Annotated in this window: 14 protein-coding genes and 1 riboswitch; of the genes, 8 read left to right on the top strand and 6 right to left on the bottom strand. The window is 58.1% G+C overall.

From position 1 onward, the window contains the following. The first annotated feature begins 18 nt into the window (after positions 1-18). Positions 19-136, top strand: a riboswitch (SAM riboswitch). A gap of 117 nt (positions 137-253) precedes the next feature. The 3 genes from JDEN_RS11980 (at position 254) to JDEN_RS11970 (ending at position 4,068) form a co-directional block, all read left to right on the top strand. Beyond that, positions 254-1,690: an aminotransferase class V-fold PLP-dependent enzyme gene (locus tag JDEN_RS11980; RefSeq protein WP_015772635.1), complete on the top strand. Its 1,437-nt coding sequence runs from the start codon at positions 254-256 to the stop codon at positions 1,688-1,690. A 144-nt stretch (positions 1,691-1,834) separates the two neighbouring features. Continuing rightward, positions 1,835-2,983 (top strand): 23S rRNA (uracil(747)-C(5))-methyltransferase RlmC, encoded by a 1,149-nt coding sequence (gene rlmC, locus JDEN_RS11975; protein ID WP_015772634.1) that lies wholly within the window; start codon positions 1,835-1,837, stop codon positions 2,981-2,983. A 188-nt stretch (positions 2,984-3,171) separates the two neighbouring features. Beyond that, entirely contained in the window at positions 3,172-4,068 is an 897-nt protein-coding gene (locus tag JDEN_RS11970) for an alpha/beta fold hydrolase (protein WP_015772633.1), read from the top strand. Between the two features lie 255 nt (positions 4,069-4,323). Here the strand turns inward: JDEN_RS11970 and JDEN_RS11965 are convergent, their stop codons facing one another. Next, positions 4,324-5,142 (bottom strand): DUF4232 domain-containing protein, encoded by an 819-nt coding sequence (locus tag JDEN_RS11965; RefSeq protein WP_015772632.1) that lies wholly within the window; start codon positions 5,140-5,142, stop codon positions 4,324-4,326. Positions 5,143-5,162: 20 nt separating this feature from the next. Continuing rightward, a complete protein-coding gene (locus JDEN_RS11960) occupies positions 5,163-5,762 on the bottom strand; it encodes a pentapeptide repeat-containing protein (RefSeq protein WP_015772631.1) in 600 nt (199 codons plus the stop codon). Positions 5,763-6,033: 271 nt separating this feature from the next. Here JDEN_RS11960 and JDEN_RS11955 point away from each other — a divergent pair, with 271 nt between their 5' ends. The 3 genes from JDEN_RS11955 to JDEN_RS14265 all read left to right on the top strand — a co-directional run bounded on the left by JDEN_RS11955 (position 6,034) and on the right by JDEN_RS14265 (position 9,620). After that, complete coding sequence (locus JDEN_RS11955; RefSeq protein WP_015772630.1) at positions 6,034-6,645, top strand: GNAT family N-acetyltransferase; 612 nt, start codon at positions 6,034-6,036, stop codon at positions 6,643-6,645. Positions 6,646-6,844: 199 nt separating this feature from the next. Continuing rightward, positions 6,845-7,981, top strand: a complete 1,137-nt coding sequence (locus JDEN_RS11950; RefSeq protein ID WP_015772629.1) for an NAD(P)-binding domain-containing protein — start codon at positions 6,845-6,847, stop codon at positions 7,979-7,981. Between the two features lie 418 nt (positions 7,982-8,399). Then, on the top strand, positions 8,400-9,620 hold the full coding sequence (locus JDEN_RS14265) for a glycoside hydrolase family 11 protein (protein ID WP_269149079.1): 1,221 nt from the start codon (positions 8,400-8,402) through the stop codon (positions 9,618-9,620). A gap of 112 nt (positions 9,621-9,732) precedes the next feature. Here JDEN_RS14265 and JDEN_RS11940 read toward each other — a convergent pair whose 3' ends face one another. After that, complete coding sequence (locus tag JDEN_RS11940) at positions 9,733-10,170, bottom strand: hypothetical protein (RefSeq protein ID WP_015772627.1); 438 nt, start codon at positions 10,168-10,170, stop codon at positions 9,733-9,735. Positions 10,171-10,596: 426 nt separating this feature from the next. Between JDEN_RS11940 and JDEN_RS13915 the strand changes: the two genes are divergently transcribed. Continuing rightward, positions 10,597-10,752: a hypothetical protein gene (locus JDEN_RS13915; RefSeq protein WP_015772626.1), complete on the top strand. Its 156-nt coding sequence runs from the start codon at positions 10,597-10,599 to the stop codon at positions 10,750-10,752. Positions 10,753-11,060: 308 nt separating this feature from the next. Here JDEN_RS13915 and JDEN_RS11925 read toward each other — a convergent pair whose 3' ends face one another. From JDEN_RS11925 to JDEN_RS11915, 3 genes are read right to left on the bottom strand one after another with little or no spacing between them, the layout of a single operon-like run. Next, positions 11,061-12,014 (bottom strand): MaoC/PaaZ C-terminal domain-containing protein, encoded by a 954-nt coding sequence (locus JDEN_RS11925; protein ID WP_015772625.1) that lies wholly within the window; start codon positions 12,012-12,014, stop codon positions 11,061-11,063. Further along, the gene (locus JDEN_RS11920; protein ID WP_015772624.1) at positions 12,011-13,429 is read right to left on the bottom strand and encodes a 3-oxoacyl-ACP reductase; all 1,419 of its coding nucleotides are present in this window, start codon (positions 13,427-13,429) and stop codon (positions 12,011-12,013) included. Before JDEN_RS11920 ends, JDEN_RS11925 begins: the two co-directional genes overlap by 4 nt. A gap of 57 nt (positions 13,430-13,486) precedes the next feature. Further along, positions 13,487-14,803 (bottom strand): acetyl-CoA C-acetyltransferase, encoded by a 1,317-nt coding sequence (locus JDEN_RS11915; protein WP_015772623.1) that lies wholly within the window; start codon positions 14,801-14,803, stop codon positions 13,487-13,489. Between the two features lie 68 nt (positions 14,804-14,871). Here JDEN_RS11915 and JDEN_RS11910 point away from each other — a divergent pair, with 68 nt between their 5' ends. After that, positions 14,872-15,507 (top strand): TetR/AcrR family transcriptional regulator, encoded by a 636-nt coding sequence (locus JDEN_RS11910; RefSeq protein WP_015772622.1) that lies wholly within the window; start codon positions 14,872-14,874, stop codon positions 15,505-15,507. The last annotated feature ends 46 nt before the right edge of the window (positions 15,508-15,553 follow it).

The raw sequence follows: 15,553 nt of genomic DNA, 5'->3' as shown, positions 1-15,553 counted from the left end.
TCCCACACTCTGGTGTCAGGTCACGAGTGCCAGCGTAAAACCCCGGTTTGCTGGCCGGCAACCCTCCACCTGCGGTGGGGTGCCCCGGGTGAAGACCAGGCCCCGAGCCAACCAGCTCCGGGGGCAAGCGCGGGACCTGTCACCTGACAATCCCACCCATGAGCGCCACAAGCGCCACGCACATCACGCCACACCCGTGGCGCGGCTGGGTGAACAGGCAGGCAGGGAGGTCCCCATCACCATGGAGACACACATGAACCACCACACACCATGCCTTCCCGTAGTTGGCGCCCACACCCGGGTTCCCCTCATCAACGGTGGGTCAACCACATACGCCAACCTTGACTGCGCCGCCAGCGCCCCGGCACTAGTCGCCGTCCAAGAACGGGTCAACCAAGTCCTCCCGCTGTACGCCTCCGTGCACCGAGGCGCCGGATACCTCTCCCAAGTATCCACCGCACTGTACGAAGCAGCGCGCACAAGCATCGGTCAGCATGTGGGCGCCCGCGCAGACGACGTCACCATCATCACCCGGCACACCACCGATTCCCTCAACCTCCTCGCCGGGTGCATCCCCACCAACCCTGACGGGACCCCCGGGAAAGTCCTCGTCCTCGACATCGAACACCACGCGAACCTCCTGCCCTGGCAAGCCGCATCCGGTGGGGCAACAGTCATCACCGCTGCCACAACCATCCGTGAAACCCTCACCCAACTACGCGCCGAACTAGCCCGCGACAACTACACACTCGTGGCAGCAACAGGCGCCTCCAACGTCACCGGTGAAGCACTACCCATCACCGAGCTCGTTGACATCGCCCACGCAGCAGGTGCACGCATCGTCATTGACGCCGCCCAACTCGTCCCACACCGCGGATTCTCCCTCACCACCAGCGGCGCAGACTACGTTGTGTTCTCCGGCCACAAAACCTACGCGCCCTTTGGCGCAGGTGCACTCGTTGGTCGACGTGATTGGCTCGACGCTGGACACCCGTACCTCGCAGGGGGAGGCGCGGTTCACAACGTCACACTCACCACCATCACCTGGGCGCCAGCCCCCGCCCGACACGAAGCAGGATCACCCAACGTGATCGGTGCTGTTGCGCTCGCAGCAGCGTGCGAGGCGTTAGGAAACCTCCCTGCCGGCGAACTGGAACGCCACGAAAACGTGTTGCGCACGCGGCTTGTCGAGGGTTTGTCGGCCATTGAGGGAGTACGGATCTTGCGGCTGTGGGAAGACTCCTGCGACCCGGTAGGGGTGGTTTCCTTCACGGTTGCTCAGTGCGACCCAGGGCTTGTCGCCGCATACCTGTCAGCAGAACACGGTATTGGGGTGCGAGACGGGCGTTTTTGCGCCCACCCACTGCTCACCCGGTTAGGGGTTGAGAACGGGGCGATTCGCGCATCAGTTGGGGTAGGAACCACAGTAGACGAGGTGGAACGCCTTATTGCTGCGGTCACCCAGTGGGTTGAGCAGGGAAGTGACGCCACCTACGACATCATCAACGGCTGCTGGGCTGTGCACAACGACCCACGGCCCACACCAGCCGGATCCGGGTTAGACGGTCTCATTGCAACCGCTGCTGCAGCTGTTGCCGACGTAGCAGCCGGGTGCGGCCCGACCCCGCGCACCCGCCCCACACAAACCGATACGCACCCCAAGGAGAACTCACCGGTCCCTGTGGCATAACTGCCGGTTCAGTGTGAGGAACCCTCACCCACCAGCCGCCAGCCACTTCGCTACCAGTCTCGCCACCAGCCTGACCGGTTCCAACCACCCCGATGCGCCAAGGCCCGGCAAGGCACCCGTCAACTCATGAGGAACAATAGTGAGATGCAGTGCCACCACTTTGACGCACACAGGTGCCGTTCGTGCGCCCTCCTTGACATCCCCTACGAGCGTCAACTCGCCACAAAAGCCGCTGACGTGCACGCACTCCTTGGGGAATACCCCGATCTTGACTGGCTCCCTCCCGTTGCCAGTGCCCAAGCAGGGTTTCGCAACAAAGCGAAAATGGCGGTATCTGGCACAGCAGACAACCCGATCCTTGGGATCCTTGATGCGTCCTTTGGTGGCGTTGACCTGCGTGATTGCCCTTTGTACACGCAGGGCATGCAGGAAGTGCTTGACGCGGTGAGGGCCTTCATCATGGCCGCCCGCATAGAACCGTATCGAGTTGCTGACCGGCGTGGTGAACTCAAATATGTCCTCGTCACCGAATCCCCGGACAGTGAGTACATGGTGCGATTCGTGGCCCGCTCGCAGGAACCGGTTACGCGCATCAGCAAGCACCTTCCCGGTTGGCTCGCCGAGAATCCGCAGGTGCGGGTGGTCACTGTCAACCTGCAACCTGAACACAAAGCGATCCTCGAAGGGGATCGAGAAATTGTCCTCACCAAAGACAACTCCTTGACGATGCGGGTGGGCGACATTCCTCTCTACCTGCGTCCGCAGAGTTTTTTCCAAACCAACACCCCCGTTGCGGCGCACTTGTACCGTCAAGCGGAGCAGTGGATTGCCGATGCGCGCCCACAGCACGTGTGGGACCTGTTCTGCGGGGTGGGTGGGTTCGCTTTGCATGCTGCGCCGCATGCTAACCGGGTTACCGGGGTGGAAATTAGTGCAGAAGCGATCGAATCTGCGCGCACCAGCGCGGCCGAACGGGCACTCACAAACGTGACATTTGATGCCCTCGATGCCACGACGTTCAGTACCGGACATAGTGCACGGCTAGCTGATGGCGGACCTGATCTTGTCGTGGTTAACCCGCCACGGCGAGGGATCGGCGTGGACCTTGCCGAGTGGTTGAACGCAAGTGACGCGCACACCGTTGTGTACTCAAGCTGCAACGCCCGGTCACTCGCGAAAGACCTCACCGCCATGCCGCAGTTTCAGCCCACCCGCGCCAGGCTATTCGACATGTTTCCCCACACCAACCACGTTGAGACGGTAGTATTGATGTCAAAGGTTGCGACAGACTAATAAATAAAATATTGTAAAATTAGGCTGAATCTAAGGCTGTCGATAAAAGGTATCGGTAGTTTGGAGTAAGCCTTATTATTTGAGAGAAAATATTAGTGCTAACATAATTTTCCCCCTTTGTAAATTTCAAAGTTTACAAAAATTGATTCAGATAATGAATGATTTCTGCGACAGATGTGAGGTGTAAAATGAAAAAAATAATCTTAACAATTTTAATTATACTAATTTTGCTGTATTGTTTTGTGCAAGCGATAAGATTAAGGAAAGCTCTAGAGGAATCTAAGAAACGTTTTAAAGAATATAATGCTATGATTGTGGATTTATCATATGGAAAAATGGAATATTTAGATAGGGGCCAAGGAGAAATAATACTTTCAAATCACGGGCTATTTGGAGGTTTTGACCAAGCTTTTGAAAATGTCATCGATTTTTCTAAGAAAAATCGTATAATTGCTCCATCAAGGTTTGGATACTTAAAAAGTGATGTTTTAGGAAATGGCACGCCAAAAGAGCAAGCAAAAGCTTATATTGAACTTTTGGACAAACTAAAAATAAATAAAGTATTTGTTATGGGGGCATCTGCGGGAGGTACTGTAGCAATCAGATTTGCGCTTGACTATCCTGAAAGATGTAAAGGGCTAATTTTATATTGTTCGGCCATTCCAGAAATAGAAAAACCTTCAAATATAAATTTAAAGCAAGGGCCTCCTGATTTTATGGTGGGTGATTATGCAATGTTTATTTTAAGTCCATTTTTCAAGACAACTATTGGAATGGATCCATCAATAATTAATAGCATGCTGCCTATCAATGCCAAGAAATTAGGAATTAAACTAGATAGTGAAGTTACAAATCCTGACATGGCAGTCAATTTTGAAGATTATAAAATTGAGTCACTAAAAGTGCCCACATTAATCCTGCAATCAAAGGATGACAAGCTGATAGATATAAATAAAACCATGGAAGTATCTAAAAGATTTCCAAATCTAACCTTGAAGATTTTCGAAACTGGTGGGCACATGATGCAGGGAAATGGAGAGGAAATCAAGGCTACAGTAAATAATTTTATTAGTAAGTACAAATAAAAAAATTTGTATCTTTGTACATTTAAAGTTGACAAAAACAGTTGCGTTCAAATTCGGATATGAGTCATCGAATTTATTTGGAATAGCAATCAAGATCTTTTATTGGTCTACTCCTTCCCAAAGACACAATTGGAGTTTATGTTAATGTAATTGCAAAAAGATCTAGCGCTCTTCGCATATTCGCGGCGTGATTCCGCGCGTACCTATGTTCAACTCAACAACCTGTGCACTAACGGTCCCAAGCAGAGCACGCCGTTACTCTGAGATGTTCCCTTCTTTGGGTGGCGGGATGACGGCGAAAGGTCCAACCTCGACGCTTGTTGTGAGCCCGATGTCTAGCGAGCTGTTGGGGGCTGGTAGCCCGTTCGCGGAGGTGGCGTCTTGTTCCTTGTCCGAATACGGAGATGTCACTGGTTGGGTGACGGGGGTGTCACCCTCGACTAATTGGACGATGAACAACGAGATTGGTTCGCTGTAGGCGCCTGCGAGTTCTCCATACCACCCCATGTTTGCTTTTGCGGAGCCACCTGGATCCACAATGATCACTGGTTGTTGAGTTGTGTCAGATTGTTTTGATGAAGGGTCTGGGTTGTGTAGCGGGTCGTCTTGTTCTGCGACGAGGAGGAACGTGTTGCCCCATTCTCCTCGTGCACCAAACCCTGGATATCCCTGAACTGTGCAGGGTGTCGTTGAGGTGTTGGTGACGGTGATGGAGCCAAGCCGGTATCCGAGGGCGGCATCGAGCGCTTGTATGGTGACGCGAACGTCATTGGCGGTGCAGTGATCTGGGTGTGGTTGCGCGGTGGCTGAGATTCGCAGTGCTGCGAGGAGATCCTCTTCGGTGAGGTCTTTGTCCGCTGTGATGGGGTAGTCCGGCGGCGTGTCCCAGTGCTCGGGGTAGTCGGTTTCGTGGGGTTCCGGAACGCTACTTGGTGCAGAAGGTGGTGGAATTGGACGCGGTGATGTGTTGGTGGTGTCCTGTCCGGGTGGTGCTGGACCGTCAGGCGTGGGAGAAGCGCACCCTGCGAGTGCGGTCACACCGATCAAGATGGCGGCAATTGTCCGATGCGACATCCCAGATACCCTGCTTCCTGTTAGTCCAGTGTAATGCCCATGATGTGGGCCAGTTGGGGTGCGATGTCGATGAACTGGTCGATGCGCATGGTTGTGCCTCTGAGTCCTTCGTGGTTGGTGACTGTGGTGAGGTCGGCGCCGCGGAGGTCCACGTTGGTGCAGCGCGCATCTTTCATCATGAGGGTGGTGATTCGTGTGCCGGTGACGGTGACGTTGGTGAGGGTTGCACCCATCACGTCGAGCTCGCCGATTGTGACGTCGCGGAGTGTCATGTCGGTCAGGGTGGCATCACGGAGGTTGAGGTAGTCGATTTTTCCGCCGTGGATGGTGACGCGGCGCAGCGCGGATGCTGCCGCGTTGAGCCCGCCGATGCGGCAGTCGGTGATGGTGACGTCATGGAGTCCTGAGTGGGGGATTGTCCAGCCGAGCATGGTGCAGCGGGTGAATGTGGCGTCGGAGATGTGCGCCCGAGCCCACGTGGTCTCGGTGAATGTGCAACCGGTGAAGGTGGTGTCTAGGACGCGGAGGGCGTCGTTGCTGGTGTTGCTGAAGTCAGTGTTGGTGATGGTGTGGCCTTCGATGTACCCGCCGTCGTCAATGTATGCGCCACCGTGTGTCATGTGTTGATCCTAGCGTGGCTGTGAGACACGTGACGTGCGGGTGGAAAGACACGCCGCACATGAATTCACCCCGGGTTCACTCAGCCGATCGAACAGGAGGATAAAAGTGAGAAAACGGGCGTAAAAATTTGCCACGAAACCCCCATGACACACCGACGTCGCACAACGTTTCCCCGCTGTCACACCGGTGTTGTCTTGATGCCGAAAGACCGCAGGTCATCGTATGAATATGGGACTTCCCACGGGGGCTGTGGCATGATCCAATTGCGCTGTGCAACATGACATTGTCCTTGAGGGATACGGCTTCCGTTTGGAACCCCTATCCCAAGCGCACGTTGGTGCGCTTGCGGCCATCGTGGACCCACACATGTGGGCCGGGATGAGCACTCCCACGCCGGTTGGCGAAGTGGGGATGGCCAACTACATCGAAGATGCGCTCAGTGCCATCGATGTGGTGCCTTTTGCTGTCATTGATACGGTCAACGGTGAGGTGGTGGGGTCCACTGCTTTCACGGGGGTCGCGTTGGATCAAGGGCGGGCAGAAATTGGGCGAACGTTTTACGCACGTTCCTTGTGGGGGCGTGTGGTCAATCCGGCATGCAAGTTTTTGTTGATGCGATTTGCGTTTGAGACGTGGGGTCTTTATCGCGTGTCAATGCGTGCTGATTCTCGTAATGCGCGTTCTATTTCTGCAATTACCCGGTTGGGCGCTCGTTTTGAGGGGACGCTTCGAGGTTTTCGGCTTGCCCCCGATGGGTCACGGTGTGATTCTTTGAGTTTTTCTATTCTGGAACCGGAGTGGGCTGGTGTGAAGGATGGTTTGTTGCACCGCATTGATCCGTTGCGGCGTGCGACCGTGCGAGATCGTGCTCACGGTTACTGATTGATGGTTCTTGTGTCCATGAGGGGTGGTGCGGTGATCCGCACCACCCCTCCTTGTGTGTCTGTGCTTTGTTGTGCATGTGGTGGTGTGTGCAGGGAATAGTGTGGAGCCTGCGGGCGCTGTGGTGGGTGAGGTGCCGCAACTGGTGGCGGCGTGATTGCCGTCGTTGGGAAGCGTGCAGAAGAGGATGATGTAACCCATGGTTGAAGTTGTCGTGATTGGTGCGGGCCAGGCTGGTTTGTCTGCCGGGTGGAATCTTCTTCGTAAGGGTGCGGCACCGGGTGAGGATTTTGTCATTCTTGATGCGAATGAGGGTCCTGGTGGTGCCTGGCGTCACCGGTGGCCTTCGCTCACGTTGGGTGTGGCACATGGGATTCATGACTTGCCGGGTTTTCCGCAATCGCCAGCTGACCCTTCTGAGCCGGCGTCGTCAGTGGTGGCTCGCTATTACGGGGCGTATGAGGCGGAGTTTGGGTTGCCGGTGCTTCGCCCGTGGCGGGTGGAGTCGGTTGCTGAGGCGCCCGATGGTGTGCGTGTGCGGGTGACTTCTGCCCATGCGGTGACGGGTGAAAAGCGGGTTGACGATGCGCGTGCGGTGATTAATGCGACGGGGACTTGGGACCAACCGTATTGGCCGTACTATCCAGGAAGTGAATCGTTTCACAATCGGCAGTTGCATACTCGGGACTTCACTGATGCGGCAGATTTTGTGGGGCAGCGTGTCCTTGTGGTGGGTGGCGGTGCGAGCGCCGTGCAGTTCCTCCTTCCGTTAGCTGACGCGGGTGCGACGACAATCTGGTCAACGCGCCGTGCCCCGGTGTTTGGGCGGCGGGTGTTTGACCGGGAGTGGGGGCGTGATGTGGAGCGGGCGGTGGAGGCGCGCACGGAGCAAGGGCTGCCGACGTTACCGGTTGTTGCGACCACAGGGTTGCCCCTGACCCCGGAGTATCAGCGGGGCATTGATGCCGGGATTCTGGTGTCTCGTGGTCCGCTGAAGCGCCTCACTGAGCGGGGCGTGGTATTTGCTGGCGTGGCTTCTGACCAGGCAGGGGACCTGATGCCTGCGTGGAGTGGAGGGCCTGTCGATGTGGATGTCATTGTGTGGGCGACCGGATTTCGTCCTGCGATTCGGCACTTGGCGCCATTACGGTTGCGTACCCCTGAGGGTGGGTTGAAGGTTCACCGCACGCAGCTGGTGAATGACCCGCGGATCTTTGTTGCTGGGTATGGGGCTGGCGCATCGACAATTGGGGCTACGCGAACCGGCCGCCAGGCTGCGGTCGCGGCGTGGCGTTTTGTTGCCGATGGCAGTGGGGTGGAAACACTGGTTGAGTGATTCCACTCGTGTGAATGTCTTTCTCCCCAGCCGAGTTTATTAGTTTCTTAACGAAATTTACTTTGACGATTGCGAAACTTGCTTAAAGGTTTCAGGAACAGTTGTCAAAAAATTGGTGAGAACTCCCCTCGGAATTGTGGTCCTGAAATATGGAACAACAGTGCAGACAACACGGAAATCCGGTGCTAGCATCGACCACACCAAGCAACCGCTTGGCGCGGGTGGATGTTTTCCTCCGGTGAGTAAGGGGGAATGCACGGCTCGCAATCGCAGAATTAACCGACCGCCAACGACGTTAATCCTGCGAAACTTTCGGAAAACAACACTAGGGAGTGTTCACGTGATCCATCGCATGACGCGACACCGTGATCGAACTCAAAGAGCGCGAGGTTTCAAACCATTTGCCACACTGGCATCTGTGGTCGCTCTTGTCGCAGGAACCCTGGCCATGGCCACCCCTGCTCAGGCCCAAACCATTAACGACAACACGCAAGGAACCCACGACGGGTACTTCTACACGCACTGGACGGACGCACCAGGGACAGCATCTATCACCCTAGGGTCAGGTGGAAACTACTCCACCCGCTGGTCCAACACAGGGAACTTCGTCTCCGGAAAAGGATGGGCAACCGGTAGCCGCCGCACGGTGAACTACTCAGCCCAATTCAACCCCTCCGGAAACGGCTACCTCACCCTCTACGGGTGGACCCGAGGCCCACTCGTCGAGTACTACATCATCGAAAGCTGGGGTACCTACCGTCCCACCGGCGAATTCAAAGGAACCGTCACCACCGATGGCGGAACCTACGACATCTACAAAACCACGCGCGTCAACAAGCCATCAATTGAGAGCGATTACAGCACATTTGACCAATACTGGAGCGTCCGCCAACAAAAGCGCACCAGTGGAAGCATCACCGTGGCCAACCACTTCGACGCGTGGGCCCGCCACGGCATGAACCTCGGCACCCACGACTACCAAGTCATGGCAACTGAAGGTTACCAATCCAGTGGCTCCTCCAACGTCACCATTAGCGAAGGCGCTGGTGGCGGCAACCCAGGTGGTGGCGACACCGGCGGCGGAACATCCCAAGGATGCACCGCAACCGTGACACGCGGTGACTCATGGGGTGACCGCTTCAACGTCGATGTTGCCGTGACCGGCTCCGACGCGTGGACAGCAACGTTGCGTCTCGGGTCAGGACAAAGCCTGCAAAGCTCCTGGAACGCACGGGTAACCGGTACCGGCTCCACACTGACTGCCACCCCGAACGGGAACGGCAACAACTTCGGTGTCACCCTGTACTCCAACGGGAACACCTCACTACCCACAGTGGACTGTGTTGCCAGCGGTAGCGGTGACGGTGGGGGAACCCCCGCCTGCACGGTCACAGCAACACGCGGTGACTCATGGACCGACCGTTTCAACGTGACCTACACCGTCTCCGGTGCCAGCAACTGGGTTGTGCGCATCAACCCTGGCTCCGGCCAAAGTGTCCAAAACTCCTGGAACGCGTCGGTGAGTACCAGCGGAGGAGCGGTCACGGCAAGACCCAACGGCAACGGCAACAGTTTCGGGGTGACGTTCTACTCCAACGGAAACCACACCGTCCCGTCAGCAACCTGCTCGACCAGCTAGTCGCGCATCGTTGATCACACCAGTGGGGCTACCAGAAACCAATTCTGGTGGCCCCACTGCCATACCCACGCGCCCCCGCACACAAGCAAGGACACCAACGTAAAGATGTGAGCTAATCAGCGAGTTCAAGCACGTACCGGCCATCCTCACCAGGAACAGGAGACACCAAGTACGTGACCTGCTCTAAGGTGACACTCCACGAATCACCGCGCTCAACCCCATCCTCATAATGGGCCGTCAACGCCCGGTACAACCCGTCCTGATTGACGTCCACCTCAAAAACGTACGACTCATCAGAATCCTCAATGACAGCGTGCGGCACCCGTGCCTCAAACCCCTGCGACGCCCCCGCCGGCTGCCATTCAACAATGTTCGCTCGACCCGGACCAAGAACCCCTAACAACCCGATAACCAACGTTGCCAACAGCGACAACACCCCGGCAACCACCAAAATCAGGCGGGTACGGTCCGACCGGTCACCAGAAAATAGCCCCATGATCATGAGACCAAACCCCATAACCAGGGTGACAAATAACAAACCAGTGTTCATGAGGACATCCCTTAATCTCACGATGCGCGACCCCCGCTACCAGCACACGGCACCACATGGCGGTGGGCGCCCGCACCCCCAGCGAGGCAGTAATCCCCTCGATTCTTCCACCACCATCACACCCAACCAAACACCCACCCCCCACCTGCTCCCGACACGCGAGGGTGAAGAACCGGTCGGCACCAGAAAATCCGTGGCATCGTCCACCCGCCCATGCCTACAGTGACAGTGCGCGCAACTGACCCAGACCCTGCGACAGAAAGGCGAACTGATGGCCAAGAACCGATCGAACCGCCCAGGGCTCCTCGCCCACACCGCAGTGCCACAGCGCAAGCGAATCAAAACCCGGGGAAACCGGTAGCACCACTCGCCTGCACGTGGCACCAGCGGACCACACCCGAACGTCCCAGCCACGAAAGGACCCTCATGTTTCACCGTCGAGGCGCGACCGTGCCCGAAGAAGAAAAACGTGTGTTCCCGCGCCCCATCGACCAATCCCCAGCTGACACCATCGCCCGTGATCGTGACAACCACGCCGACCGGTGGGTTGCCGTCACCATGGGAGGTGCCGGTCGGGTGTAGTCCCGCACCGCATCGAAAAAAGAATGGACGGCACCCACACGCGGTCCGTACGCTCAACAATGTCAGGGTGACCACCATGAAAAGTGGCCACCGCGTACACAACGAAAGGAGGTGCCCAATTGGTTCACATCAATGAACCGCAGCGCGTCTCCGAGGTGCGTTTCGCATAATCGGAACCCATGCAACGCTGCCACGTGAGCGTTCAGAGCAAGCGCCACCCGACGGGGTGACCACCTGAACCAACTCCAGACGCGTTCGCCCAACGGCGACGAAGGCCCGCCCCACTGCAGGGGGCGGGCCTTCGTGCGCTACTCGTCAAGCGCGGTGATATCCCCACGGAAATGCAGCGTGCCGTTCTTCGGATTCCAGCCCACATACTCAGCCCCCTGCCTCCCCTCGCCGTGAGGAGTGATCGCCACCGACACTCGGCCAGGCAGCAGCACCGGTTTCGCGAACGTCACCGTCCACCGGAAACGGTCACCCACGAGCGGGTCAGCCTCCGCTAACGCCCGCGCCGACGTATACATGCCGTGAGCGATCGCAGACGGGAACCCAAAAGGTTTCGCCGTCAACGCGGACAAGTGAATAGGGTTACGATCCCCAGACACGGCGGCGTAGTCCCGGCCAAGGGACGCCGGAAGCGACCATGACCCAGTAGGGAAAGGCGGGACAAACGGATCTGGTGTGCGAACTTCACCCCGGCCGCGCAAAAACGTGCCCTTAGCCAGGTAGGTGGACACACCCCGCCACACCACCTCCCCCTGCACGCTGACCTCAGTGACAAGGTCAACCTGGGTTCCTTTCGCGTGCTCAGCAAGGTTGCGTGCCCAGGCAGCAACAGTCAGTGTCTCACCCACAAGAACAGGGCGAGCCACCTCCACCGAGTTCGCCACATGCACCATCCCCGCCACTGGAAGCGGGAACTGCGCAGACACCATCAACGCCATCGCCACAGGGAACGCAAGAACATGAACGTACCCGGCAGGCATCACCTCAGACCGTGCAGCACCCACCACCGTGCAATAGCGGGCCACCTCCACCGGGTCGCCACGCACACCATCAACCACGTACGTGACCTCCGGAAGAGAACGGTGCTCAACCGTGGCATGAGGCGCATCACGTCGCAGACGAGATGCCAACCGGGTCACCGTGTCCACTCGTGGCGTCAACGCCTGAACATACAAGGACGTCAACGAGGGAACCCGCGCCAAGGAACGGGACACCGCTGGACGCTGCGCAGGGGACAAAGGAGGCTGCATCATGCACCCACCAGATTCTGCCCACACACCCGCACCACAACCCCATTAATCCCCACCGACGCCGGGGACACAAGGAACGCAATCGTCTCCGCCACATCGACAGGGTGCCCACCTTGCTGCAACGAATTCAACCGACGCGCCACCTCACGGGTCGCAAACGGGATCTTTGAGGTCATCGTCGTCTCAATGAACCCCGGAGCAACCGCATTCATCGTGCCACCATGCTCGGCAAGAAGCGGCGCACTCGCGGTCACCATCCCGATGACACCACCTTTGGATGCGCCATAGTTGGTTTGGCCCCGGTTCCCGGCAATCCCTGAGGTTGATGCCAGCGACACGATGCGGGGGTTGCGGTGGAAATGTTCGGACGCAAGAAAGTGGTCGTTCATGGCCAGTTGGGAGGCAATGTTCACGGTCATCACCGAGTTCCACCGGTCATCGTCCATGTTGGCTAGGAGCTTGTCGCGAGTGATCCCGGCGTTGTGGATGACAATGTCAAGACGCCCATACCGGTCCACCGCGTGAGTGAGGATGACCTCGGCGGCATCAGGACTTGTGATATCAAGTTGGAGAGCGGTGCCTTTGATACGGTTCGCGACGCGGGCTAACGATTCCCCCGCTGCGGGGATGTCCACGGCAACAACACGCGCCCCATCCCGGGCAAGGGTCGCTGCGATCTCGGCACCAATGCCCTGGGCTGCACCAGTCACCACAGCCACCTGCCCATCAAGTGGCCGATCCCAGTTCTCTGGAACATGTCCGGCATCGGAGGAGATAGTGACGGGTTGCCCGCTCACAAACGCCGACTTTGGCGACAGGAAAAACCGCAACGCCGACAGCACCGGGGTGCCGGTCACAGTTGCGTCCGCCCCCAACACCAGGGCGTTTGCGGTGGCGCCGCGCCGCAATTCCTTCGCGACCGACCTCATCGTGGATATCACCGCTTGCCGGGCAGCAGCAACAGCAGGACGGTCCGCCTCCTCGGGGTCACGGGTGATGAATAAGACCCGACCACACTGCCCCAGCCCGCGCAGTACCTGACCAAGAGGCAACATCGCGGCGGCAAGGTCGTTCGGGTGGGTGACCTCGGTCGCCACAACAATGACCGTGCCCCACCGGGTGCCCTCAGCAGTGTGGGGCGAACGACGCACATCGATCAGTTCATCGCTGCCCAACCCGTTCAGGAGGAGAGTGGCAACAGCATCCGCGTCGGATGGGGGGTGTTCACCTGCCGATGCGCCGGTTGTGGAATCGCCCGAAGCGGCAGCGGGTGCAGTGGACAACACGAGGACAGGCCCTGTTACCACAGGGGCGCTGGGGGTGTGTCGGCGCAATGGAACAGGTTGAGGAAGCCCGAGTTTCTGTGCAAGAGTCTTCCCAAACCCATGGTGGACGAAGGAGGTGTAGCGATCAGTCATGATGGTCCTTTCGGATCACAGGGGGCGTGCACGGGCGAGGTTGTTGGGCAGAAAAGGTCATGCAGACTCCAGGATGGCGACAGCACCAACCCCACCTGCCGCACACACCGAAATCAGCGCACGGGCTGGGCGCCCCGTTTCTTGGGCCCGGGCGTGGAGGAGTTTTGCGGTGCTCGCAAGGATGCGCCCACCGGTTGCAGCAAACGGGTGACCTGCCGCAAGTGACGAACCATTCACGTTCAATGCGCTCCGGTCAATGGCCCCCAACGCATGAGGTAAACCAAGCTCGTTGCGGCAGTAATTCTCGTCTTCCCACGCCGCAAGAGTGGTCAACACAGTGGCAGCAAACGCCTCATGAATTTCGTAGAAGTCAAAGTCCTGCAACGACAAACCGTTGCGTTCAAGAAGCCGAGGCACCGCATGGACCGGGGCCATCAACAGCCCTTCACGCCCATGAACATAATCGACCGCAGCGGTCTGCGCGTCCACAAACCGGGCGAGTGGGGTGAAGTTGCGCTCACGGGCCCACTCGTTGTTGGCAACAAGCACAGTGGAGGCGCCATCGGTGAGGGCCGTGGAGTTCCCCGCCGTCATCGTGGCAGGTGTTGACAATGTTTTCCCAAACACCGGTTTCAACGTGGCGAGCTTTTCCAGTGACGTGTCCTCGCGGAGGTTCTGGTCACGGTGCAGCCCTTTGAACGGGGTGATGAGGTCATCGAAGAACCCGGTGTTGTAGGCGTTCGCTAAGTTGTGGTGCGAGTTGTACGCAATGAGGTCTTGGTCTTCACGGCTGATAGCCCACTTCGCGGTGGTGATGGCTTGGTGTTCTCCCATGGACAGTCCGGTGCGTGGTTCGTCGGTGCGCGGGTTGGCTGGTGCCAGATCTTTTGGCCGGATACGGGTTAATGCTTTGGCGCGCTGACCAAGGGTTTTCGCGTACGATGCTGCCAGGAGCGCAGAGCGTAAGGTGTCGGACACGGCAATGGGCGCATCGGACACGGTGTCCACACCGCCAGCGATCGCAGAATCAATTTGGCCAAGCTGGATTTTGTTGGCCACAGTGATGAACGCTTCAATGCCAGTTGCGCACGCTTGTTGCAGGTCAAAGGCCGGTGTTGTGGGGGACAGGGCCGATCCGAGCACGCTTTCGCGCACAAGGTTGAAGTCGCGGGAGTGTTTGAGGACAGCCCCGGCGACAACTTCACCAAGTTCCTCACCTTGGAGGCCATACCGTGCCACAAGGCCATCGAGCGCTGCGGTGAACATGTCTTGGTTGGATGCGCCCAGGTAACGTGAACCGGCCCGGGCGAAGGGGATGCGGTTACCGCCAATGATGACGGCGTCAGTCAGGGGACGGTGGGCGGGGTTGGGCATGGTTTCTCCTCGCGTCATTGCTGAATGAGACTTTTATAGAACTCAGAGTACCTGATACTCTGAGTATCGTGAGGTCAATCACAGAGAAAACGGCAGATGATGGACGGTCAACACGCTGGGACGAGCATCGAGCAACCCGGCGCCGCGACCTGGCGCGTGCTGCCCGCAAAGCCGTCCACATCCACGGAACAGACATCTCCATGGACGACATCGCCACCCACGCAGGCACCTCCAAATCCATCATGTACCGCTACTTCACCGACAAAACTGGGCTCCAACAAGCCGTCAGCGAAGAAGTCATGCAACAAATCCGTGAAGCCCTTGAAACCGCCGCCCACACGGCAACAAGCCCCCGTGATGCGCTGCGCAACATGGTGTCCGCGTACCTCGAAATGATCGAACACTCACCCAACGTTTACTACTTCGTCACCCGTGATGCACCCGGACTTCCCTTCCTCGACCTCATGATCGATCTCCTTGCCACCCCGTTCGCGCAAGAAATGAACGCCCCCGACACCGATGCGCGCGCCTGGGGCGCTGGCGCCGTCGGGTTTGTTCGTGGCACCGGAGAATGGTGGCTTCACCACCTCGGAAACCCCGGCATCCCCACCCGCACAGAACTCACAGACCGCATCACCGCATGGCTGTGGAACGGCCCCATAGCCACTCTCGTCCGACACCGAACCCACGAACCACCCCCCTGACATCACGGCGCAGCGACGCGCCCCAACAGCGCATCCAGGCACATCG

It is taken from the genome of Jonesia denitrificans DSM 20603 (genome assembly GCF_000024065.1).
Classification (GTDB): domain Bacteria; phylum Actinomycetota; class Actinomycetes; order Actinomycetales; family Cellulomonadaceae; genus Jonesia; species Jonesia denitrificans.
This window is presented reverse-complemented; position numbering and strand designations above follow the sequence as displayed.

Bases quoted from the DNA above. Each gene is read 5' to 3' on its own strand.
- JDEN_RS11980 (WP_015772635.1), top strand. From the start codon at position 254: ATGAACCACCACACACCATGCCTTCCCGTAGTTGGCGCCCACACCCGG.
- rlmC (WP_015772634.1), top strand. From the start codon at position 1,835: ATGCAGTGCCACCACTTTGACGCACACAGGTGCCGTTCGTGCGCCCTC.
- JDEN_RS11970 (WP_015772633.1), top strand. From the start codon at position 3,172: ATGAAAAAAATAATCTTAACAATTTTAATTATACTAATTTTGCTGTAT.
- JDEN_RS11965 (WP_015772632.1), bottom strand. From the start codon at position 5,142: ATGTCGCATCGGACAATTGCCGCCATCTTGATCGGTGTGACCGCACTC.
- JDEN_RS11960 (WP_015772631.1), bottom strand. From the start codon at position 5,762: ATGACACACGGTGGCGCATACATTGACGACGGCGGGTACATCGAAGGC.
- JDEN_RS11950 (WP_015772629.1), top strand. From the start codon at position 6,845: ATGGTTGAAGTTGTCGTGATTGGTGCGGGCCAGGCTGGTTTGTCTGCC.
- JDEN_RS11940 (WP_015772627.1), bottom strand. From the start codon at position 10,170: ATGAACACTGGTTTGTTATTTGTCACCCTGGTTATGGGGTTTGGTCTC.
- JDEN_RS13915 (WP_015772626.1), top strand. From the start codon at position 10,597: ATGTTTCACCGTCGAGGCGCGACCGTGCCCGAAGAAGAAAAACGTGTG.
- JDEN_RS11925 (WP_015772625.1), bottom strand. From the start codon at position 12,014: ATGATGCAGCCTCCTTTGTCCCCTGCGCAGCGTCCAGCGGTGTCCCGT.
- JDEN_RS11920 (WP_015772624.1), bottom strand. From the start codon at position 13,429: ATGACTGATCGCTACACCTCCTTCGTCCACCATGGGTTTGGGAAGACT.
- JDEN_RS11915 (WP_015772623.1), bottom strand. From the start codon at position 14,803: ATGCCCAACCCCGCCCACCGTCCCCTGACTGACGCCGTCATCATTGGC.